The sequence below is a fragment of the Flavobacterium sp. UBA7680 genome, assembly GCF_002482975.1.
Classification (GTDB): domain Bacteria; phylum Bacteroidota; class Bacteroidia; order Flavobacteriales; family Flavobacteriaceae; genus Flavobacterium.
Window position 1 is genome coordinate 533,857 of record NZ_DLHA01000032.1, and the last position, 21,335, is coordinate 555,191.

19 protein-coding genes are annotated in these 21,335 nt (G+C 35.1%); 16 read left to right on the top strand and 3 right to left on the bottom strand.

Annotated elements, in window-relative coordinates:
- Positions 1 to 58: 58 nt before the first annotated feature.
- Positions 59 to 1,495: a gluconokinase gene (locus B3C18_RS16145; protein ID WP_291148721.1), complete on the bottom strand. Its 1,437-nt coding sequence runs from the start codon at positions 1,493 to 1,495 to the stop codon at positions 59 to 61.
- Complete coding sequence (locus tag B3C18_RS16150; RefSeq protein WP_291148725.1) at positions 1,483 to 2,802, bottom strand: gluconate:H+ symporter; 1,320 nt, start codon at positions 2,800 to 2,802, stop codon at positions 1,483 to 1,485. The genes B3C18_RS16145 and B3C18_RS16150 overlap by 13 nt, the downstream gene beginning before the upstream one ends.
- 344 nt (positions 2,803 to 3,146) lie before the next feature.
- Here B3C18_RS16150 and B3C18_RS16155 point away from each other — a divergent pair, with 344 nt between their 5' ends.
- The 10 genes from B3C18_RS16155 to B3C18_RS16200 all read left to right on the top strand — a co-directional run bounded on the left by B3C18_RS16155 (position 3,147) and on the right by B3C18_RS16200 (position 13,695).
- Positions 3,147 to 4,061, top strand: a complete 915-nt coding sequence (locus tag B3C18_RS16155) for an SMP-30/gluconolactonase/LRE family protein (protein ID WP_291148728.1) — start codon at positions 3,147 to 3,149, stop codon at positions 4,059 to 4,061.
- 324 nt (positions 4,062 to 4,385) lie between these two features.
- Entirely contained in the window at positions 4,386 to 4,979 is a 594-nt protein-coding gene (locus B3C18_RS16160) for a TetR/AcrR family transcriptional regulator (RefSeq protein ID WP_053474489.1), read from the top strand.
- Positions 4,980 to 5,226: 247 nt separating this feature from the next.
- Positions 5,227 to 6,447 carry an efflux RND transporter periplasmic adaptor subunit gene (locus B3C18_RS16165; protein ID WP_291148736.1) on the top strand — a complete coding sequence of 407 codons (1,221 nt, stop codon included), beginning with the start codon at positions 5,227 to 5,229 and terminating at the stop codon, positions 6,445 to 6,447.
- 12 nt (positions 6,448 to 6,459) lie between these two features.
- Positions 6,460 to 9,627, top strand: a complete 3,168-nt coding sequence (locus tag B3C18_RS16170; protein WP_291148741.1) for an efflux RND transporter permease subunit — start codon at positions 6,460 to 6,462, stop codon at positions 9,625 to 9,627.
- A gap of 122 nt (positions 9,628 to 9,749) precedes the next feature.
- The gene (locus tag B3C18_RS16175; RefSeq protein ID WP_291148745.1) at positions 9,750 to 11,168 is read left to right on the top strand and encodes a TolC family protein; all 1,419 of its coding nucleotides are present in this window, start codon (positions 9,750 to 9,752) and stop codon (positions 11,166 to 11,168) included.
- A gap of 479 nt (positions 11,169 to 11,647) precedes the next feature.
- Entirely contained in the window at positions 11,648 to 12,028 is a 381-nt protein-coding gene (locus tag B3C18_RS16180) for a DoxX family protein (RefSeq protein ID WP_291148749.1), read from the top strand.
- Positions 12,029 to 12,040: 12 nt separating this feature from the next.
- A complete protein-coding gene (locus B3C18_RS16185; protein WP_291148752.1) occupies positions 12,041 to 12,250 on the top strand; it encodes a hypothetical protein in 210 nt (69 codons plus the stop codon).
- 76 nt (positions 12,251 to 12,326) lie between these two features.
- Complete coding sequence (locus B3C18_RS16190) at positions 12,327 to 12,701, top strand: VOC family protein (RefSeq protein WP_291148756.1); 375 nt, start codon at positions 12,327 to 12,329, stop codon at positions 12,699 to 12,701.
- An 18-nt stretch (positions 12,702 to 12,719) separates the two neighbouring features.
- Positions 12,720 to 13,229: a DinB family protein gene (locus tag B3C18_RS16195; RefSeq protein WP_291148764.1), complete on the top strand. Its 510-nt coding sequence runs from the start codon at positions 12,720 to 12,722 to the stop codon at positions 13,227 to 13,229.
- A 4-nt stretch (positions 13,230 to 13,233) separates the two neighbouring features.
- On the top strand, positions 13,234 to 13,695 hold the full coding sequence (locus B3C18_RS16200) for a DUF1440 domain-containing protein (RefSeq protein ID WP_291148767.1): 462 nt from the start codon (positions 13,234 to 13,236) through the stop codon (positions 13,693 to 13,695).
- A 270-nt stretch (positions 13,696 to 13,965) separates the two neighbouring features.
- On the opposite strand, the gene B3C18_RS16205 is transcribed toward B3C18_RS16200, so the two are convergent.
- Positions 13,966 to 14,127, bottom strand: a complete 162-nt coding sequence (locus B3C18_RS16205; protein ID WP_073417710.1) for a DUF1328 domain-containing protein — start codon at positions 14,125 to 14,127, stop codon at positions 13,966 to 13,968.
- A gap of 437 nt (positions 14,128 to 14,564) precedes the next feature.
- On the opposite strand from B3C18_RS16205, the gene B3C18_RS16210 reads away from it, so the two are divergent.
- The 6 genes from B3C18_RS16210 (at position 14,565) to B3C18_RS16235 (ending at position 21,326) form a co-directional block, all read left to right on the top strand.
- On the top strand, positions 14,565 to 16,835 hold the full coding sequence (locus B3C18_RS16210; protein WP_291148772.1) for a glycosyltransferase: 2,271 nt from the start codon (positions 14,565 to 14,567) through the stop codon (positions 16,833 to 16,835).
- A 214-nt stretch (positions 16,836 to 17,049) separates the two neighbouring features.
- On the top strand, positions 17,050 to 17,457 hold the full coding sequence (locus tag B3C18_RS16215) for a TetR/AcrR family transcriptional regulator (RefSeq protein ID WP_291148775.1): 408 nt from the start codon (positions 17,050 to 17,052) through the stop codon (positions 17,455 to 17,457).
- Positions 17,457 to 18,701: a beta-ketoacyl-ACP synthase II gene (gene fabF / locus B3C18_RS16220; RefSeq protein WP_291148778.1), complete on the top strand. Its 1,245-nt coding sequence runs from the start codon at positions 17,457 to 17,459 to the stop codon at positions 18,699 to 18,701. The genes B3C18_RS16215 and fabF overlap by 1 nt, the downstream gene beginning before the upstream one ends.
- Positions 18,702 to 18,895: 194 nt before the next feature.
- Positions 18,896 to 19,660 carry an MlaE family ABC transporter permease gene (locus B3C18_RS16225; protein ID WP_291148781.1) on the top strand — a complete coding sequence of 255 codons (765 nt, stop codon included), beginning with the start codon at positions 18,896 to 18,898 and terminating at the stop codon, positions 19,658 to 19,660.
- Positions 19,657 to 20,436 carry an ABC transporter ATP-binding protein gene (locus B3C18_RS16230; RefSeq protein WP_291148784.1) on the top strand — a complete coding sequence of 260 codons (780 nt, stop codon included), beginning with the start codon at positions 19,657 to 19,659 and terminating at the stop codon, positions 20,434 to 20,436. The genes B3C18_RS16225 and B3C18_RS16230 overlap by 4 nt, the downstream gene beginning before the upstream one ends.
- A 26-nt stretch (positions 20,437 to 20,462) precedes the next feature.
- A complete protein-coding gene (locus B3C18_RS16235) occupies positions 20,463 to 21,326 on the top strand; it encodes an MlaD family protein (RefSeq protein ID WP_291148786.1) in 864 nt (287 codons plus the stop codon).
- Positions 21,327 to 21,335 lie beyond the last annotated feature (9 nt).

A 21,335-nucleotide genomic window follows, 5' to 3' on the forward strand; every position in this document is an offset into this window, starting at 1 on the left:
AACAGCAATAATCAATTTTTATGTTTTTAACGTTTCTGATGCAAATTTACATTGGCTCTTAAAAATCCTTCAGTAAAGGATATACTTTTTTAAACTTATTGAACGCAGCTTCATATACATTTTTATGTTTCGTATTAGGAAAATAGTTTTGTCCCGTTTTGTTATCATTTGTAATCTCCTCGCCCAGTGATTTTAAACCTATAAGAACAGCTCCCCAGGAAGATCCTTCGATAGTTTGCGAGGTTTCAACCTGCATCTGAAAAATATCAGCAACCATTTGGAGCCAAAGTTCGCTTTTACCAAATCCGCCGCTGGCCATAACTTTTGTTTCTTTTCTATGTTCGGGATCCGGAATTAAAATTTCTGTAATTTGGAATAATCCAAATAAAATTCCTTCTAAAGTGGCTCGTACTAAGTGCGCTTGTGTGTGCGTAATCTGCATACCTAAAAGAGTTCCTTGAGCCGAGGCATCCCAAATTGGAGCACGTTCTCCCAATAAATAAGGTACAAAAAGCAGTCCATCAGAACCCGCAGGAATTTTTGCGGCTTCTTCAATAAGAACTTCTAAAGATTGTGCTGTCTTTAGCAAAGTTTCTTTCAGCCATTGTAAAATTATTGCACCATTATTGACAGCACCTAAAGTAAGATATTGATTGTCCATCAAATGATAACACTGCGTGCGCATTTGGTCGTCAAGATACGGTTTGTCAATAGGCAGTCGAACTGCTCCGCTCGTGCCGATAGTTAAAGCAATACAATTTTTGTTCATGGCGCCTGTTCCCAGATTGGCCAACGCACCGTCGCCACCGCCAATTATATAAAGAAAATCATCTGAAATTCCTTTGCATTGGTGTGTGACTTTGCAAACTTTAGATAGTTGATGAGGCTTTATGTTTAAGAAATCCAAAACTTCCTCATCCCAATCTAAAGTATGAATGTTTAACAATCCGGTTCCGGATGCCATTGAGGTGTCTGTATAATATTCATTGGTCAAATGATGCCAGACATATTCTTTTATACTGATGAATTTATAAGTTTTAGAAAATAGTTCAGAGTCAAATTCTTTGAACCAGGCAATTTTTGTGAAGGGAGAAAAAGGATGAATTGGTATTCCGGTTTTTTGATAAAAGTGTTTTCCCTGATCTGAATTTTTAAGCTTTTCGGCAATTACCACAGCTCTGTTATCTGCCCATAAAATAGCATCTGTCAGTGGTTTTCCATTTTCGTCAATTGCAATGACACTTTGCATCGCTGAGCTAAAACTGATAAACTGAGGCTGAATTCCGTTTGTAATCTCGTTAATACATCCCTTTACGGTTTGCAAAATTTCGTGCGGTTTTTGAACACTCCATTCCGGCTTGGGATGATACATTCTGTACGACTTAACAATTTGTCGAAGCACATTTCCCTGTTTATCAAAACAAACGGCTTTTGTGGCTGTTGTTCCAATATCAATACCAATATACAATGCTTCCATGTTTTTTATTTGATCCATAAATTTAAAAGTAATACCCCAATTAATCCCATTACTCCTATAATTGTTTCCATAACCGTCCAGGTTTTAAAAGTGTCTGACACGCTGATACCAAAATATTCCTTAAACATCCAAAACCCGGTATCGTTTACATGCGAGCACATTAAACTTCCAGCGCCAATAGACAAAACCATTAATTCCGGACTCACACCAGATGCAATCACTAAGGGTTGTACAATTCCGGCTGCGGTTAATCCGGCGACTGTCGCAGATCCTAAAGCAATGCGAATAATAGTCGCAATCAGCCAGCCTAAAAATAAAGGTGAAAGAGAAGATTTTTCGAAAAAAGTACTTAAATCTGTTCCAATTCCGCTGTCAATTAATACTTGTTTAAAAGCACCGCCGGCAGCAATTATTAAAATGATCATCGTAGCCGAACTTAAAGCACTACCCGATTTATCCATAATGTCCTGCATTTTTCTTCCGCGTAAAATGCCTAAAGTAAATACAGCAAAAAGTATTGCAATCAACATTGAAGTCAGCGGATTTCCAATAAAAAGCAAAACAGTACATAACGCACTTTCTTTGGGCAATACTAATTCACTGAACGTAGCTGTCGCCATTAAAAAAACTGGAACTAATGCCGTTACAATGCTAATTGCAAACGAAGGCATTTCTGATTCTGTGAAAGTTTTGCTGTCAAATAATCCTTTTGGGGGAAAGGCATTTATTTTTTTTATAAATTCAGGAAAGATGATTCCGGCCATGAAAAGTGCCGGAAGCGCAACTATAAGTCCGTAAAGAAGTGTTTTGCCAATATTGGCTTTAAAAATAACCGCAATTGCTGTTGGCCCCGGATGTGGAGGCAAAAAACCATGCGTAATAGAAAGTGCCGATGCCATAGCAATTCCCAAATAAATGATAGGTTGTTTAGTGCTTTTGGCTACGGCAAAAACCATTGGAATCAAAATTATAAACCCTGCATTGTAGAACATCGAAATTCCAACAGAGAATCCGGTTATGACCATTGCCCATTTAATATACTGAATACCAAAAGACTGAATCATGACAGAACTGATTCGCTGTGCAGCGCCACTATCAGAAAGTAAATTTCCTAAAATAACGCCAAAAGCAATAATTAAAATTAAAGAACCTAACGTACTTCCTATTCCCTGCTGTATCGAATTGATTAAATCCGGAAAAGGCATTTGCTTAAAAATGCCGACAAAGAAAGCGGCAACAATTAAGGAAATAAAGGCATTGAGTTTGACAACGGAAATTAGAATCAATAATAAGAGAATCCCTGCAATAAGAATCAGTAGCGACATAATTTATTGATTAAGTGTTTTTTGAATTTGTCTCGTAAAAATATTACTTTCTACACGTAAAAAGGCGCCATTTCAAATTTAATATGTTAAACTTACTTAGGGAAATCATGAAAAAGATACCTTCTGGCCTAGCCCCGATCGAAACGGCATCTCCCGATTTAGAAAAACAAGGCTTTTTAGCCGTAGTTTTTGTTTATCGGGAATATAGTGGAGAGCGGGACAAAAAGTTCTTTTGAAAACGGAATTTCTGCTCCTCAAAAGAATCTTAACCCAACTTTGCAGAATATCAGAAATAAAAACTACTTTTAAAAACGCTTCAAAAGCAACTTTTAAACCTTTTTATAATGCTCCAACTTAAAATAAAATCACAACTTATATTTGTTATTACTTTAACTATTACAAATTTTATATACGCTCAGACAAAAGAAAAAAGCTATAATTTAATAGCAAAAGGCGCAGTTCTCACAAAACTATCAGATCAATTCAGTTTTACGGAAGGCCCTGCAGTGGATAAGAAAGGAAATATTTATTTTACGGATCAGCCTAATAATAGAATCATGAAATGGTCGGTTAATGGCGAACTTTCTGTTTTTATGGAAAATTCTGGAAGGGCTAACGGTTTATATTTTGATCACGAAGGTAATCTTTTGGCTTGCGCCGATGAAAAAAATGAGCTTTGGAAAATAGACAAGAACAAAAATTATACTGTATTACTAAACAACTTCGAAGGAAAAAGGCTGAACGGTCCCAATGATCTTTGGGTTGATCCAAAAGGCGGTATCTATTTTACAGATCCTTTTTACCAAAGGGATTACTGGAAACATACCTCCAAAGAAATTGAGAAAGAATGTGTTTACTATATATCTCCAGATAAATCCAAAATTATAAACGTTGGGGATGACCTTGTAAAACCTAATGGCATTATTGGAACTTCGAATGGAAAAACCTTATACGTAGCGGATATAGGAGCAAATAAAACGTACTCTTATGCAATCGAAAGTAACGGTTCTTTAGGCAAAAAAACGCTGTTTACCGAATCAGGTTCAGATGGAATGACAATAGACGAATCCGGAAATATTTACTTATGCGGAAAAGGAGTTACCATATTCAATCCGCAAGGAGAAAAAATAACCCATATTGATGTTCCTGAACCATGGACCGCTAATGTTTGTTTTGGAGGAAAAAAATTTAAAACATTATTTATTACTGCCGGTAAAAGTGTTTATACGATAGAAATGAACGTTCGGGGAATGAAATAATCGATAAATCATCGTTCCTATTTCTTTTGTTTATTTTTAGCACTTTCTAAAATTTTGATTGAAATTTTATTCGCAAATGAGAAATCAGACTTTTTTTTGAATCAAAAAACTTCAAAACCATCTTAATTTGATTCGAATTTAGTTTGAATTTTGCTTAAAATGAAATTTTACAAAAATACAAAACCTTTCGGAACATCTTATTTTACTGCTATTTTAATTCTCTCTATGATTGAATAAGAAAATATTATGATAAAAATATTTCATTATTAGAAAATCCGCCATACATTTGCCTAACAGTGTTAAACAATTTAATACTCGAATATAATGGCTAGCAAAGATCGAATTTTAAGACAAAAAGAAGAGACAAGGAATAATATCCTTGGGGCTGCTTATGATATCGTAAAAGATGAAGGCTGGAATGGTTTGAGTATGCGTAAAATTGCCGACAGAATCGAATATACTGCTCCTATTATTTATGAATACTTTTCGAATAAAGAAGCAATACTTGAAGAATTGACAGGTAAAGGTTTTATTAAACTGACTAAAGAACTACAAGTTGCAATAGATAAGTTTGAAAAACCGGAAGATCAATTAGAAGCCATGTGGATGACTTACTGGGACTTCGCTTTTACAAATACTGAAATGTACCAACTAATGTTTGGTGTTCAAATGACCTGCTGCGCACAGCGATGTTCGGCTCAAGAGGGACCTTACAAATTATTCACCGGAGTTATTGCTGATGTAATGAAAGACAGCAATCCGAGCGAAGATATCATTAAACAAAAATATTTTACTTTCTTTTCTGTTATTCATGGTTTAATCGCCATCAACATCATTAACAAAAGTGATATTTTAGAAACAATAAATGCTCAAATTTTGAAAGATGCCATTGGCGGTATCATCAAATCAATACAATAGATTTTTTTTTCAATTTTTACTTAACAGTGTAAAATAATTTAATTGGATAATATAAAATCCTTTTTTTTATAACCTTAACTTAACACTGTTAGAAAATTTAATAGAATAATAAAAGCTCTTTTTTTAGACTTTTACTTAACGCCGTTAAATATTTTAATAATGATTTAAAATAGATTTGAAAAAGCTTAAAGTATGAAAGTTTGCGCACATTTACTTAACAACGTTAGATAATTTAATTTAATTAGATATGAATCCCGAGAATGTCAGAATACCTAAGAATTTAATCCGAGAAAATGTTCAACCAATTAAAACCAATATGAAAATGAAAAATGTAATAATTATAACCAGTTTTGTTCTGGCTTTAGTATTAAGCAGCTGTGGCGACAAAAATCAGGCGCCTACTGCTCCACCACCGCCGGTTTTACCTGTGTTGGCTATAACAAGTGCAAATACAACTACTGATGCTGAATATCCAGCTGCTATACAAGGAACTGTAGATGTTGAAATTCGTCCGCAAGTAAGTGGAAACCTTGACAGAATTTTTGTTGACGAAGGTGCTTACGTAAGCAAAGGACAAACTTTATTTAAAATAAACGAACGTCCATACCGTGAGCAGTTAAACAATGCTTTAGCAAGTTTACACGCTGCAGAAGCAGCTTTAATTAACGCTAATTTAGAAGTAGATAAATTAACTCCTTTAGTACAAAATAAAGTAGTTTCTGATTACCAATTGAAAACAGCTAAAGCTTCTCAAAAAATTGCTGCTGCAAATATCGAACAAGCAAAAGCAATGGTAGGTTCTGCTAAAATTAATTTAGGATATACAAATGTTACAGCTCCAGTTAGCGGATATATTGGAAGATTACCTAAAAAACAAGGAAGTTTAGTTTCTGCTTCTGATGTTGAAGCTCTTACAACTTTATCAGATGTTCATGAAGTGTTTGCTTATTTCTCTTTAGGCGAAACTGATTTCATCAACTTTAAAGCACAATATGCTGGAAGTTCACTTGGTGATAAAATCAAAAAATTACCTCCGGTTACTTTGATTTTAGCTGATAACAACGCTTATCCTCAAACCGGAAAAATTGATATGGTTGACGGTCAGTTTGATAAAACTACCGGAGCAATCACAATTAGAGCAACTTTCCCAAATGCAAACGGAACATTACGTTCTGGAAACACAGGAAGAATTCGTTTAGGATTAAACCACAACGATGCAATTTTAGTTCCACAGTCGGCTACAGTTGAAATGCAGGATAAAGTATTTGTTTTCACAGTAGGTAAAGACAACAAAGTAACTAAAATGCCTATTACAGTTGTGGGTAAAAGCGGTACTAATTATTTAATTAAAGAAGGTGTAAAAACTGGTGACCAAATCGTGTTAAGCGGTATTGACAAACTTCAGGATGGACAAGCGATTCAGCCAGAAAAATCAACTAAAGTTGCCGAAGTAACTAATAAAAAATAATTCTAAAAAACAATGTTCAAAATATTTATACAAAGACCTGTACTGGCAACCGTAATCTCCATTTTATTGGTGATTCTTGGGGTACTTGGTTTAACTAAACTGCCTTTACAACAGTTTCCTGATATTGCGCCACCATCGGTTTTGGTAACGGCGGTATATCCGGGAGCCAACGCAGAAACGGTTTTACGTTCTGTGGCACCTTCAATCGAAGAATCTATAAATGGTGTAGAAAACATGACTTACATGAGTTCTACAGCGAGTAACGACGGTACCTTGGCAATTACTGTTTTCTTTAAATTGGGTACAGATGCTGACCAGGCTGCTGTAAACGTTCAAAACAGAGTGGCACAGGCAACGAGCCAGCTTCCTGCAGAGGTTGTACAGCAAGGTATTGTTACGGCGAAACAACAAAACAGTTTCATCATGGCAATTGGTATGTACACAGATGATGAAGCAAAATACGATCAGACTTTTGTTGCCAACTATGCACAAATCAATATTATTCCGGAGTTAAAACGTATTCCGGGTGTAGGTTCTGCCAGTATTTTTGGTGGTGTAAAAGATTACTCTATGCGTGTTTGGTTAAACCCAACACAAATGTCAACTTATAAAGTGACTCCAAGTGAAGTTATGGGCGCTATTCAGGACAAAAGTTTGGAAGCGGCTCCGGGGAAATTTGGAGAACGAAGCAAAGAAGTTTTTGAATACGTTATTAAATATAAAGGGAAATTAACTAAACCTGAAGACTATCAAAACATTGCAATTCGTTCTAATCCAGATGGTTCAGTACTTCGCTTAAAAGATGTTGCGAGAGTTGAACTTGGAGCATATTCTTATAACAGTTTAACTCGTTTAAATGGTAAAAAAGGAATTGTAATTGGGGTTATTCAGTTAGCTGGATCAAACTCAAATGATATTCAGATTGCCATTAACAAAATGATGGAAAAGGCTTCTAAAGATTTTCCTAAAGGCATAAAACACAATATTTTCTATAGTACAAAAGTATCTCTTGACCAATCAATCGAACAAGTTGAGCATACATTATTAGAAGCTTTTATACTTGTATTTATTGTGGTATTTATCTTCTTGCAAGATTTTAGATCAACATTAATCCCGGCTATTGCTGTACCTGTAGCAATTTTAGGAACGTTCTTCTTCATGCAGTTATTCGGATTTTCGATCAACCTTTTAACACTTTTCGCATTAATTCTGGCGATTGGTATTGTGGTCGATGATGCCATTGTGGTAGTCGAAGCGGTGCATGCGAAAATGGAGCATAAACGCTTGTCTCCAAAAGTAGCAACCCATGAAGCAATGCACGAAATAACGGGTGCTATTATCTCGATTACGCTGGTAATGGCTGCTGTATTCCTGCCGGTTGGTTTTATGGAAGGCTCAACAGGAGTTTTCTATCGTCAGTTTGCCTTTACAATGGCAATTGCAATTGTAATTTCGGCAGTAAATGCCTTAACATTGAGTCCGGCGCTTGCGGCATTATTCTTAAAAGATAATCACGGAGCACACGATCACGATGCAGCTTATGTAAAAAAAGGATTTAAAGAAAAATTCTTTACCGCTTTCAACAGCAGTTTTGAATCTTTAACGAATCGTTACGTAGGCGGACTTAAATTCTTAATCAGAAGAAAATGGTTGAGTTTAGGCGGATTAGCTTTAATTGTTGTGGCTACGATTGTAATGGTAAAAACAACTCCTGCAGGATTTATTCCAACAGAAGATCAAGGATTTATTGCGATTGCAGTAAATACGCCATCTGGAACATCATTAGACGGAACTCAAAAAGTAATGACCGAAGCTGAAAATACCTTAAAAGCATTAGACGCTTCTCGATTCGTAACCGCGATTTCAGGTTTCAACTTATTGACTAACTCTACAAGTCCATCTTCTGCTGTTGTATTCGTATTACTTAAACCAAACGAAGAACGCGGCGAAGTAAAAAACATTGACGAAATCATGAATCAGGTTCGTGGTAAACTGGGCGCTATTTCTGGCGGAAGTTTCTTCGTATTCAGTTTCCCAACTGTTCCTGGATTTAGTAACGTTGAGGCTTTAGATTTAGTTTTACAAGATAAAACAGGAGGAAAACTGGATAAATTCAGTGGAATTTCTCAAAACTTTATCGGTGAATTAATGAAACGTCCTGAGATTGCAGTTGCCTTTACCTCTTTCAAAGCAGATTATCCTCAATTACAATTGGAAGTTAATGATGAGAAAGCAAATCAATTAGGCGTAAATGTAAAAGACATTCTGCAAACGATGCAGGCTTATTTTGGTAGCGCACAGGCATCAGATTTCAACAGATTTGGTAAATATTACCGTGTTGTAGTTCAGGCTGATATTGCCGACAGAGCTGATCCATCAGCAATTGACCGTGTATTTGTTAAAAACAGAACAGGCGAAATGGTTCCAATAAATACTTTAGTAAAACTAACTCGTATTTATGGTTCAGAAACCGCATCACGATACAATTTATTTAACTCAATTTCTATTAATGCCATTCCAAAACCAGGATTTAGTTCAGGAGATGCCATTAAAGCAATTGAAGAAGTAGCAGCACAACAATTACCTGCAGGTTACGGGTTTGAATTCTCGGGCCAAACTCGTGAGGAGATATCATCCGGAGGACAATCCGCAACAATATTCTTACTGTGTTTGATATTCGTTTATTTCCTACTTGCTGCACAGTACGAAAGTTACATTTTGCCTTTGGCAGTAATCTTATCAATCCCTGCAGGTATTTTTGGAGTATTCGTAGCTATTGGTTTAACTGGAATTGAGAACAACATTTATGTACAAGTTGCCCTTGTCATGCTGATTGGACTTCTCGCCAAAAATGCCATTCTGATTGTCGAATTTGCCGTGCAGAAAAGAAAATCGGGACAAGCGTTAATAAGAGCTTCAATCGATGCTGCAAAATTACGTTTACGACCAATTATCATGACGTCTCTTGCCTTTATCGTAGGTTTAATACCAATGATGAGCGCAACAGGACCATCAGCTCAAGGTAACCACTCTATTAGTATTGGTGCTGCCGGAGGTATGATTTCAGGAGTAATTCTAGGTTTGTTTATCATTCCGGTATTATTCATCATCTTCCAGCATTTACAAGAAAAGGTTTCTGGAAAACCAGTTGCCGTAATTCATAACGAAGAAAAAGAATAAATGGAAAACTATATAACCACAGCTTTAGTAGCCATAATAATTGGCATCGCTTATATATCGTACAGAATCTCAAAAGATCTTGAAACTAAAGAGACTTGTACAGAAATTTAATAAAAGAAAGAATGAAAAATCATATAACCAAAATCGTGACCTTCGCCATTCTGATCACGACATTAATATCCTGTAAAGTTTCGAAGGATATTGAAACTCCAAAAGATGCATTTCCTGAGAATTTCAGGAATGCATCAACTTCGAGTGATACAACAAGTATTGCTGATGTGGAGTGGAAAAACTTCTTTACAGAAAAAGATATTATCAAATTGATCGACAGCGCCGTTGCGAGAAACAACGATTTGCAGATTGCCGAAAAAAACATTGAAATTGCACAATACAGATTTACACAATCAAAATGGGGAAATGTACCTCAGGTTAATTTATTTGTAAATGCAAGTACAAGCAATCCATCTGACAATAGTTTTACAGGATTGAACCTAAATCAGGCAATTGGTGCCAAACATATTGACGATTATTCTGCCGGAGCTTCACTTTCATGGGAAGCTGATATCTGGGGGAAAATCAGAAATCAGAAAAAAGGTGCTTATGCAGGATATTTACAATCTGCAGAAGTTAAAAAAGCATTGCAGACTAATATTGTTGCCAATGTTTCAAGAGGATATTACAACCTTTTAATGCTGGATGCACAATTAGAAATTGCCAGACAAAATCTAAAATTAAACGATAGTACAACTAATATTATCAAATTAAAATACGATGCTGGTCAGGTAACTACATTAGCGATTCAACAATCGGAAGCACAGAAATTAAACTCAGCGCAATTGATTCCTTTATTGGAACAAAACATTGCCATTCAGGAAAATGCTTTAAGTGTTTTAACGGGTTCATTTCCGAATTCTAAAGAAAGAACAATTAAGTTAAGTGCAATTGAAGTTAAAAACAATACTGCTATCGGAATTCCATCTTCATTAGTAAGCAGAAGACCTGATGTAAAAAGTGCTGAATTAGCTCTTAAAGCAGCAAACGCAAATGTTGGAATCACAAAAGCGGATCTATATCCAACTTTAAGAATCACTGCTCAAGGCGGAGTAAATTCTTTTGAAACCAGCAATTGGTTCAACATTCCGGCTTCATTATTCGGAACTGTTGCAGGAGGTTTAACACAACCGCTTTTGAACAACAAAAGAGTGAGAACTCAATATAATATTGCTGTCGCAGAAAGAGAAAAAGCGGTTTTAAGTTTTAGACAATCTGTTTTGGTTGCTGTAAGCGAAGTTTCTGATGCTTTAGTTAAAGTAGAGAAATTACAACAACAGGAAACTTTCTTGAAAGAAAAAGTAAAAACTTTACAGCAAGCGATTAAAAATGCTAACCTTTTATTCAAAAATGGTATGGCAGAATATCTTGAAGTTTTAACAGCCCAAGCAAATTTATTGCAAAGCGAACTGGAACTTGCTGATGTTAAAAGACAACAACTTACAGCCAATACTGATTTGTACCGCGCTCTAGGCGGAGGCTGGAAATAATACCCTGTTACATTACCCGTTAATTATTTATTTTTTGAGAGGAAAACGCTGTGAGACTTAGGTTTCATGGCGTTTTTTAGTTTTTTTTTGCCACAAAGGCGCTAAGGCACTAAGTTTTTTTTAAGTCTCTTACAGATTTTGTCAGGCTGAGCGAAGTCGAAGCCCTCTCAAAGCATATACTCAAAGTCTTTGCGAGGAACGAAGCAATCTCACTAGCTAAATCAAACTTTGTCGCTCATGCAAGTGAGATTGCTTCGTTCCTCGCAAAGACATACTTTGTATCTTATACAAGTCAAAAAAGAAAACTTAAAAGAAAACTTAAAAAAAACTTAGTGCCTTCGCGCCTTTGTGGCAAATAATCTAAAATCAAAAAACTTGTCCCAAATGCCCCTAAAATAGTCGTAAATAACTATTTCATGAAAAAACAAGAATAGTATATTTGTAATACATTAACTAATAACTATTTAAAAATAAACCACATGAAAAAAGCAAAAATTATTTTTTGGGTTACAACAATTATTATTTTTTTATTCGAAGGCGTTATGCCGGCTTTGACTTCACAGACCGAATTGGCTAAAGAAGGAATCAGACATTTAGGTTATCCGGAGTATTTTGGAAATGCACTGGTAATTTTCAAAATTCTTGGAGTTTTGGTATTAGTGATTCCGTCGGTTCCTAAAAATGTAAAAGAATGGGCTTACGCCGGATTTGGTTTCGACTTTATATTTGCTTCTATAAGTCATTTTGCGGTTGACGGCATTAACTTTCAAAGTTTCTTTCCGTTAATCGTTTTGGTGATTTTGGCAATCTCTTATATCTATTATCATAAAATCGAGCGATACAAAAATATCGCTTTGTAAAATTTTCTTGCGATGATAGAAGTTTTTAAAACAAATGTTCAGGAAGTCGAGCAGTCAGTAATGATTGTGGGGAAACTTCTTGAACATTTCCCAAACAGCATCGTCAATTTTGATCTTGAAGACTGCGATAAAATTCTTCGGGTTCACGCCGCTTCTATGTCAAATCATAAAATAATCGAACTTCTAAATTCGCATGGTTTTCATTGCGAAGCACTTCCGTAAATTCACAATTTATTGATTTACAAAATATTGCAATAAAAATCGTATTTTTGAGATACTAACATCTAAACCACAAAAAATGAATTTACCTGCAGAACATCAAACCGTAATGCCTTACCTTATCCTCAAAGGCGCATCGCAATTTATAGATTTTACAAAAAATGTTTTCGGAGCTTCAGAAACACATTCGAAGGCACTCCGCGAAGACGGAACCATAATGCATGCCGAAATTACCTTAAACGGAAGCACAATTATGGTTACCGATGAAACTCAAGACTGGTCAAAACAAACGGCCAACTTATTTGTTTACGTTCTTAATGCCGATAAAACATATCTAAAAGCATTAGAAAACGGTGCTGTTTCTTTAATGGGATTAAGCGATCAGGATTACGGCAGAACCTGCGGCGTAACAGATCCTTTTGGAAATGTCTGGTGGATTACCTCCGTAAATTAAACCTTAAAAATCAATAATATGAAGACAGACATTCAAAAAGATATTGTTGAAACATTCAAAAAATTAAATGATATTCTATCAAAATTTTCTGAAAACGAATTAAATCAGGTTCCGTTTCAAGGAAGCTGGACTCCCGGACAAGTTGTACAGCATATCATTTTAGCCTGCTCCGGATTTCCCGAATTATTTGCCGGAAATACGGAAAAAACAACCCGAAAACCCGACGAAAAAATTAAAGATATTGAAGGTCTCTTTTTAAACTTCAACATAAAAATGGATGCTCCGGTATTTCTTAAACCGGAGAAAAAAGAATACAATAAAAACGCATTAAATATAGAATTACTCAGGCTCGAATCTGAGTTATTAGATTGTGCCGAAAAATACGATTTAACCCTGACCTGCCTGGATTTTCAGGTTCCCGGTTTTGACAAATTCACCATGTACGAATGGATTGATTTTGCATTAGTTCATACCCAAAGACATACACATCAATTAAATAGTATTTTTCAATACATAACTAAACTCTAAATGAATGATATCAAAATCTAAAACTATTTTATACTCAGGTTTATTGGCCGGAACTTTAGATATTCTGGCTGCAATTTTCGTTTACTCTGTTATATTACATCAAACAACTGCCGAAAAAATTCTGCAGTCTATTGCAAGCGGTATTTTTAAACAGCATGCATATACAGGCGGCGCACAAATGGTTTTTTATGGTTTATTGCTACACTATTTTATCGCACTGGCTTTTGCTTATTTTTATTATAAGATATATCCTCACGTTCCTATTTTGAAAAAAAACATTTATGTTTCCGGAATTGTCTACGGAATCTTTGTCTGGATTGTAATGAACCTTATTGTACTTCCAATAGTATTTCCAAATCTTCCATCAAAAGAATTTGACCTTCCGTTAATCATTTCTGTTTTGATTTTAATCTTCTGCATTGGTTTACCAATTGCTTTTGTAACTAAGAAAGGTTATGAGTTATGAATTAGCTTATCATTGAAATTTTAACGCAAAGTACACTAAGATATTTTGAAAGGTTGCATTTTCAATGCTGAAGTTCGCAAAGCTTTGTGTTGACATAGCTTTGCGAACTTTGAGTTTTAGTAAAAAACTAACTTATTAAAAATCTTAGCGTCCTTTGCGTTAAAACTATCTTAGCGTGCTTTGCGTTAAAATTATAAGTATAGATTAAAACAAAAAAGCGAAATCAACATCAACAGTTAATTCCGCTTTATTAAACAATAAACTAAGATTTTAAACTCTTGTTCTTCCGCTTATTAATGAGATAATAAATAAAACTAAGAATATAAAGAATAAAATTTTTGCGATACTAGCGGCTCCGGCAGCAATTCCTCCAAAACCAAAAATTCCGGCTACTATAGCTAGAATTATAAATGTGACTGTCCAACGTAACATAATATTAAAATTTAAGTTAAAAAATGTGACTTTTTACAAGTCTGATTTGTTTGTCTCTCAAAGTTCCTTTTTACTTACAAAAACCATTAACTCAAATGGTATATTTTTTATCGCAATCCGTTACAAATCATAAATTTATCAGCCACTTTTAGAATTTTAGTCTCAACGTTATACAATTCCCATCCAGAAGCTTTAGAGTTAATTTTTTGATCGATTGAGTTAATTACCGCTGCGTTCCCAAGGTAATTTTATTCAAAATTAAAAACTGGCTGTACAGCTGGTTCTTTTCAAAAAATACAGTTATGTAAATTAGGTAGTTTTCCTTAACAGGAACAGTCCTTTTTAATGACTAATTTATTACGGTGTCGCCGATGACAAAATTGCGGCGGACTCTCTGAACCTTGACGACTTATTAACAGAACTAAAACAGAATCCCCATGAAGAAGATATCAAATAAATCGAAAATTGTTTTTCTTTCAACATTTCCTCCAACACAATGTGGAATAGCAACTTATACTCAGGATACCATTAAAGGAATTACCGATGTTTTTGGTAAATCCATAACTTGTGAAATTTGTGAACTGGTCGATAAACCGCAGACAAATCCAACACAAGCCTTTACATTAAATACAAAAGAAAGAGCCGAATACACAAAAGTTGCCGAAGAAATTAATAAAGATAAGAATGTGAAACTAGTTCACATTCAGCATGAATTTGGTTTATTTGGCGGTAACTATGGCGATCATTTACTGGATTTTTTAAATGCAGTAAAAAAACCTTTAACCTATACTTTTCACAGCGTTATTCCAAACCCGAATAACGAATTGAAAACCTTTGTAAAATTACTTTTAAGCTACAGCAATTCAGTTTTTGTAATGACCAACCAGTCAAAAGAAATTTTGATAAAAGACTACGATATTGATGAAGATATCATTACAACTGTACAACACGGAACTCATATTGTAATTTATGAAGAACCGGCACAGGCAAAAGTAAAATTTGATATTCAGGACAGAATTGTACTTTCAACTTTTGGACTTCTAGGCGAAGGAAAAAATATCGAAACCGGTTTACAGGCTTTGGCAAAAATCGTCGAAAAAGAACCCAACGTATTATATTTAATTATTGGCAAAACACATCCAAATTTAATTAAAGACGGAGTTGATACCTATCGTGATAAACTCGAAGCACTTGTTGACGAATTAAATTTACACAACAATGTTCGCTTCATCAATAAATATTTAGATACCGATGAACTTTTAGAATATTTAAAAGCAACCGATATTTATTTGTTTACTTCAAAAGATCCAAACCAGGCTGTAAGCGGCACTTTTGCTTATGCGATGAGCTGCGCCTGTCCTATGGTTGCTTCAAAAATTCCGCATACAAGAGAAGTTTTAACTTCAGACTGCGGTGTTTTGGTTGATATTGGAAACGTTGATCAATTTGCAGAAGAAACATTAAAACTAATTTCTAATGAAAATTTAAGACGTGAAATGGGAATCAATGCCTTTACCAAAATGAGAGCATCATCTTGGGAAAATGGTGCCTTAACACACATGGATACTTATAAAAAATTAATCGAAAATCCATCAGATGTCAAATACAGTTATCCGGATATTCAGTTAAGACATATTAAAAGATTAACGACAGATTTGGGAATTATTCAGTTTAGCAAAATCTCAGTTCCGGATTTGGAATCAGGTTATACTCTAGATGATAATGCCCGTGCTTTAATCGCATTTTGTGCGCATTACAAATTAACCAGAGACAAAGACGATCTTCCGTACATTTTAATTTATTTGGATTTTATCGAAAGATGCCAGAAACCAAAAGGAAATTTTATCAATTATGTCGATCAGGAAAACCGCGAACATATTGAACAAAATGCCGAAGTTAATTTAGAAGATTCAAATGCAAGAGCAATCTGGGCTTTAGGAACTGTAGTTTCAAATTCAGATATTCTGCCTGAGAATATTTCTAAGAAAGCAGCAAAATGTTTCCTTAATTCCTTAAAATGGGCAGAAAATATTCAATCGCCGCGTTCAATTGGTTTTGCAACAAAAGGTTTGTATTTGTATCATAATGCAGTTCCAAATTTATATGTGGCGGCCATTATCAACAAACTAAATGCCAAATTACTGGCTAATTATGAAGATACAGCTTCTGAAGACTGGCAATGGTTTGAAAATTATTTAACGTACGGAAACGGAATTCTGCCAGAATCTATGTTGTACGCTTATTTAATAACAAACAAACCTGTCTATAAAAAAGTAGCCTTAGATTCATTAGATTTCCTACTGTCAAAAACATTTACAGACGGAAACTTTAAAGCAATCTCCAATCAAAGCTGGTATCACAAAGGTGCAGAACCGCAGCAATACGGAGAACAGCCAATTGATGTTACGTATACAATCCAGACTTTAAATGCTTTTTATAACACTTTTGAAACTCCGGAATATAGAAAGAAAATGAAAATTGCATTTAACTGGTTTTTAGGAAAAAATCATTTAAATCAAATTATGTATAATCCCGTAAGCGGCGGCGGTTACGACGGTCTTGAAAAAAACAATGTCAACTTAAATCAAGGAGCAGAGTCAACAGTGTGTTACTTAACCGCAAGATTAATAATGGAAAAATTTGCTCAAGACGAATCTAAAGTTATTCCCTTAATTAAATCAAGAACCGGAGTAGCGATCAACTCTTAGAAAAAATTCCAATATTTAAATTCCAAATTCCAATTTTAGAAATTTAAACATTCAATTTTGTAATTTGGAATTTAAAATTTGTAATTTTATACCGTAATAGACTGACCAAAATTCTATTAAACCCGGAAAATCCCTCTCTTAATGAGAGGGATTTTTTGTTGGCATTAAAACCGCTTCTATTCATTACCACTTCCCTACTAAATCAGATCTTGGCGTGGCAACTATTAAAGAACACATTGCCAGAACTGAGGCTTTAAAAAAAAGAGTAGCCAATGAATCTCCTTTAATAAAACTGGAAGCTTTTTTAGATGTGCAAACACAAATTAAAAAAGAAAATAAAGCCTGCATTGTAGGTTCATTAGCAACCGATTTAAATACACTAGACGAATCCATAAAAACAGAATTGCAGGGATTTGCCCAAATCGTAATTACCTGGCTGACGGAAGTTTTAATCGAAGGAAAAGAACTCAAAATATTTGATTTTGAAATGGCGCCAAGAACAAAAGCCATAATGATTATAACCAATATGGTTGCCATTGTACAGCTTTCGAGACTTACAAACGATAATGATTTTGACTTGGTAAGAGAAACAATATTAACAGAATTAAGACCTAAAAAATAATGAAAAGAGTTGTAGTAACAGGATTAGGAGCAGTAACTCCCATTGGAAATAATGTTCAGGAATTTTGGAATTCATTAATTAACGGAGTCAGTGGTGCGGCTCCAATAACAAGATTTGACACCACACAATTCAAAACTAAATTTGCATGCGAAGTTAAAAACTTTGATGCTTCGTCTATTTTTGAAAAAAACGAAATTAGAAAATACGATCTTTTCACGCAATATGCATTATATGCCGCAGACGAAGCCGTAAAAAATGCCAATATCGATTTTGATTCTTTAAACAAAAACCGAATTGGAGTTATTTGGGGTTGCGGCGACGGCGGAATTTCAACTTTTGAAGAACAAATTGGAGAATATAAATTAGGAAACGGCACACCAAGATTCAGTCCGTTTTTCATTCCGAAAAGAATTGTGAATATAGCTTCAGGAGTTATTTCTATTAAATACGGACTTCGCGGAATAAACTATACAACGGCTGCAGCCTGCTCTGCCAGTAATACCGCAATTATAGATGCTTTCAATTATATACGTTGGGGAAAAGCAGATATGATGATCACTGGTGGTTCTGAAGCTTCAGTTACAGAATCTTCCATTGGCGGTTTTAATGCTTCAAAAGCATTGTCTACCTTAAATGATGATTACAGTAAAGCTTCACGCCCTTTTGATGCGACAAGAGACGGTTTTGTTTTGGGCGAAGGAGCCGGCGTTGTCATATTAGAAAGCTACGAACATGCCATAAAAAGAAACGCTGTAATTCTGGCCGAAATTGTAGGCGGAGGTTTAGCCGCAGATGCTTACCATTTAACCGGAACACATCCCGAAGGTGAAGGTGCCGTTTTAGGAATGGAGCTTGCGCTTGAAGAAGCAGGAATTTCCCCAGACCAAATTGATTACATTAATGCACACGCAACTTCTACTCCAACCGGGGATTTAAGCGAACTTAAAGCTGTAGAAAAAGTTTTTGGAATAAATCCTAATGCGAATATTAGTGCCACAAAATCAATGACCGGACATTTACTTGGCGGTGCCGGAGCAATTGAAGCGATTGCGTGCATCAAAGCTGTTCAGGAAAATATCGTTCCGCCAACGATAAACACACAAGATGTAGAACCAGAATTCGCAGATAAATTTAATTTGACACTTGGTAAAGCACAATCCAGAGAAGTGAATTATGCGATGAGTAATACTTTTGGTTTTGGCGGACACGTTGCCAGTTCTATCTTTAAAAAATTCGAAAAATAAAAGCCTATTTAGAAGCCCAAAAACCGAATTATATTAAAAATATTGTGATTTTATGAAAATTATATAAGCCTCAAAAAAAGTTGTGTAAAGTATTTTAACAAGTATAGAAGTAACTTTCATATATAATTTAAAAAGTATCAAAAACTGTTAAATAATTGATTTTCAAATTACACCTAACTTAAAAACTAAACATTTTGATTCTCAGCCTAAAAAATACATTCGCACAAATTGGAGACGCAACATTGTTTGCCAAGAGGTTTTTTAAGGAGGTTTTTATCCCTCCTTATGAGGCAAAAGAATTTTTGAAACAATGTTACATCATCGGTTACAAGTCATTGCCCTTGGTGGCAATCACAGGTTTTATTATGGGATTAGTGCTCACGCTTCAATCCAGACCAACTTTGGTAAAATTTGGTGCCGAAAGCTGGCTTCCGGGAATGGTGGCACTCTCCTTAATCAGAGAAATTGCGCCCGTTATTACGGCCTTAATCTGCGCCGGAAAAATTTCGTCAGGAATTGGTGCCGAATTAGGTTCTATGAAAGTAACAGAGCAAATCGATGCTATGGAAGTTTCGGCCATTAATCCATATAATTATTTGGTCGTAACCAGAATTTTAGCCTGTACGTTAATGGTTCCAATATTGGTATTTTTTGCCGATGCAGTTGGAATTGTTGGCGGTTACGTTGGTATTAATATTCATGGTGATGTTAATTTCTATCGCTTTCTAACGCAGATTATTCAGTCTTTAGAATTCTCAGATTTAATTCCGGCAACGGTAAAAACATTCTTCTTTGGCTTTTTCATTGGGATGATTGGCTGTTATAAAGGATTTAATGCCGCAAACGGAACCGAAAGCGTAGGTCGCGCCGCAAACTCAGCCGTAGTGACAGCTTCTTTAAGCATATTTATTATTGATATGGTTGCCGTACAATTAACTGATTTAATTTATCTGAAATGATTAAAGAAGAAAAAAATATCGAACCAAAATCAAAAGCTAAAAAACAGACTCCAATTATTGAAATTAAAGATCTGCACAAAACTTTTGGTAAAGACAATACGGTTTTAAAAGGCGTAAACCTAACCGTAAATAAAGGTGAAGATTTAGTGATTCTGGGTCGTTCCGGTTCAGGAAAGTCAGTAACTATAAAATGTATTGTGGGCTTAATTGAACCTGACAAAGGCGAAATAAAAGTTTTTGACGAAGATTTACTTGCTCTTTCAAAAGATGAATTAAACAAAATGAGAGTCAAAATTGGATTTCTATTTCAAAGTGGTGCCTTATACGATTCCATGTCGGTTAGAGAAAATCTTGCTTTTACGCTGCGTGCTCACAAAAGAGAATTATCCGAAGAAGAAGTAGAAAATGAAGTTATTGAAGCGCTTGAAAGTGTGGGCCTTGCCGATGCAATCGAAAAAATGCCTGCAGAATTATCAGGCGGAATGAGAAAGAGAATTGGTTTAGCCAGAACGCTGATTTTAAAACCGGAAATCATTTTGTACGATGAACCTACAACAGGTTTAGATACCATTACTTCAAGAGAAATAAGCGAATTAATTCTGGATATCAAAAACAAACAAAAAACGGCATCGATCATTATTACGCACGATATGGCCTGCGCCAAATTAACTGCAGACAGAATTATGGTTCTAAAAGACGGCGTAATTCATGCCGAAGGAACATACGAAGAATTAGAAAAAGACGAAGACGAATGGGTACGCTCATTTTTTGAATAAACAGCAAAAATAAATAACTAGAAATCATGGAGAAGCAATCTGGATATACTTGGAAATTAGGAATGTTTGTAACAGTTGGGCTGCTGCTTTTTATAATAGCCATTTATTTTATCGGAAAACAAAAAAATCTGTTTGGCTCAACATTCAACCTAACCTCAAAATTTAAAACGGTCTCTGGCTTAGAAGTCGGAAACAATGTCCGTTTTTCAGGAATTAACATTGGTACAGTCGAAGAAATCCGATTAATTAATGATTCTTCGGTAGTCGTTTCAATGGTTATCAAAGATGAAGTCCGCGAATTTATAAAAACAGATGCGCGCGCCAGCATTGGTTCAGACGGATTAATGGGCGATAAAGTATTAACCATTTCTCCGGGAGTAAAATCCCAGAAAATAGTTGAAAATGGCGGAGCAATAGCATCTGTAAACGGAATAGAAATGGCCGATCTTATGAAAAGCGTTAAAAAGAGCGTGGATAATGTAGGCGTGATATCTGATGAACTTGCCATTTTCAGCCACAGTATGAATAATGGAAACGGCGCTTTGGCACGATTAGTCCGCGATGATAAAATGGCAAACAGTGTTTCAAATACGCTTTCAAATTTAGAAACCGGAACAAAAGGTTTTAGCGAAAATATGGAAGCCGCAAAAAGCAATTTCCTTTTTAGAGGTTACTTCAAGAAAAAAGAGAAAGCAAAAGAAAAACAAAAAGAAGAAATAAAAGAGAAAAAAGAAGAACAGCAGGAAAAAGAAGCAAAAGAGAAAGAAGCAAAAGCCAAGGAAGAGAAAGAAAAACAGGAAAAAGCTAAAGAAGAGAAAGAAAAGCAAGACAAGCAAAAAGCTGAAGAAGCAAAAAAAGACGCTGAGAAGAAAGACGCTGAAAAGAAATAATAAAAACTC

Bases quoted from the DNA above. Each gene is read 5' to 3' on its own strand.
- B3C18_RS16145 (WP_291148721.1), bottom strand. From the start codon at position 1,495: ATGGATCAAATAAAAAACATGGAAGCATTGTATATTGGTATTGATATT.
- B3C18_RS16150 (WP_291148725.1), bottom strand. From the start codon at position 2,802: ATGTCGCTACTGATTCTTATTGCAGGGATTCTCTTATTATTGATTCTA.
- B3C18_RS16155 (WP_291148728.1), top strand. From the start codon at position 3,147: ATGCTCCAACTTAAAATAAAATCACAACTTATATTTGTTATTACTTTA.
- B3C18_RS16160 (WP_053474489.1), top strand. From the start codon at position 4,386: ATGGCTAGCAAAGATCGAATTTTAAGACAAAAAGAAGAGACAAGGAAT.
- B3C18_RS16165 (WP_291148736.1), top strand. From the start codon at position 5,227: ATGAATCCCGAGAATGTCAGAATACCTAAGAATTTAATCCGAGAAAAT.
- B3C18_RS16170 (WP_291148741.1), top strand. From the start codon at position 6,460: ATGTTCAAAATATTTATACAAAGACCTGTACTGGCAACCGTAATCTCC.
- B3C18_RS16175 (WP_291148745.1), top strand. From the start codon at position 9,750: ATGAAAAATCATATAACCAAAATCGTGACCTTCGCCATTCTGATCACG.
- B3C18_RS16180 (WP_291148749.1), top strand. From the start codon at position 11,648: ATGAAAAAAGCAAAAATTATTTTTTGGGTTACAACAATTATTATTTTT.
- B3C18_RS16185 (WP_291148752.1), top strand. From the start codon at position 12,041: ATGATAGAAGTTTTTAAAACAAATGTTCAGGAAGTCGAGCAGTCAGTA.
- B3C18_RS16190 (WP_291148756.1), top strand. From the start codon at position 12,327: ATGAATTTACCTGCAGAACATCAAACCGTAATGCCTTACCTTATCCTC.
- B3C18_RS16195 (WP_291148764.1), top strand. From the start codon at position 12,720: ATGAAGACAGACATTCAAAAAGATATTGTTGAAACATTCAAAAAATTA.
- B3C18_RS16200 (WP_291148767.1), top strand. From the start codon at position 13,234: ATGATATCAAAATCTAAAACTATTTTATACTCAGGTTTATTGGCCGGA.
- B3C18_RS16205 (WP_073417710.1), bottom strand. From the start codon at position 14,127: ATGTTACGTTGGACAGTCACATTTATAATTCTAGCTATAGTAGCCGGA.
- B3C18_RS16210 (WP_291148772.1), top strand. From the start codon at position 14,565: ATGAAGAAGATATCAAATAAATCGAAAATTGTTTTTCTTTCAACATTT.
- fabF (WP_291148778.1), top strand. From the start codon at position 17,457: ATGAAAAGAGTTGTAGTAACAGGATTAGGAGCAGTAACTCCCATTGGA.
- B3C18_RS16230 (WP_291148784.1), top strand. From the start codon at position 19,657: ATGATTAAAGAAGAAAAAAATATCGAACCAAAATCAAAAGCTAAAAAA.
- B3C18_RS16235 (WP_291148786.1), top strand. From the start codon at position 20,463: ATGGAGAAGCAATCTGGATATACTTGGAAATTAGGAATGTTTGTAACA.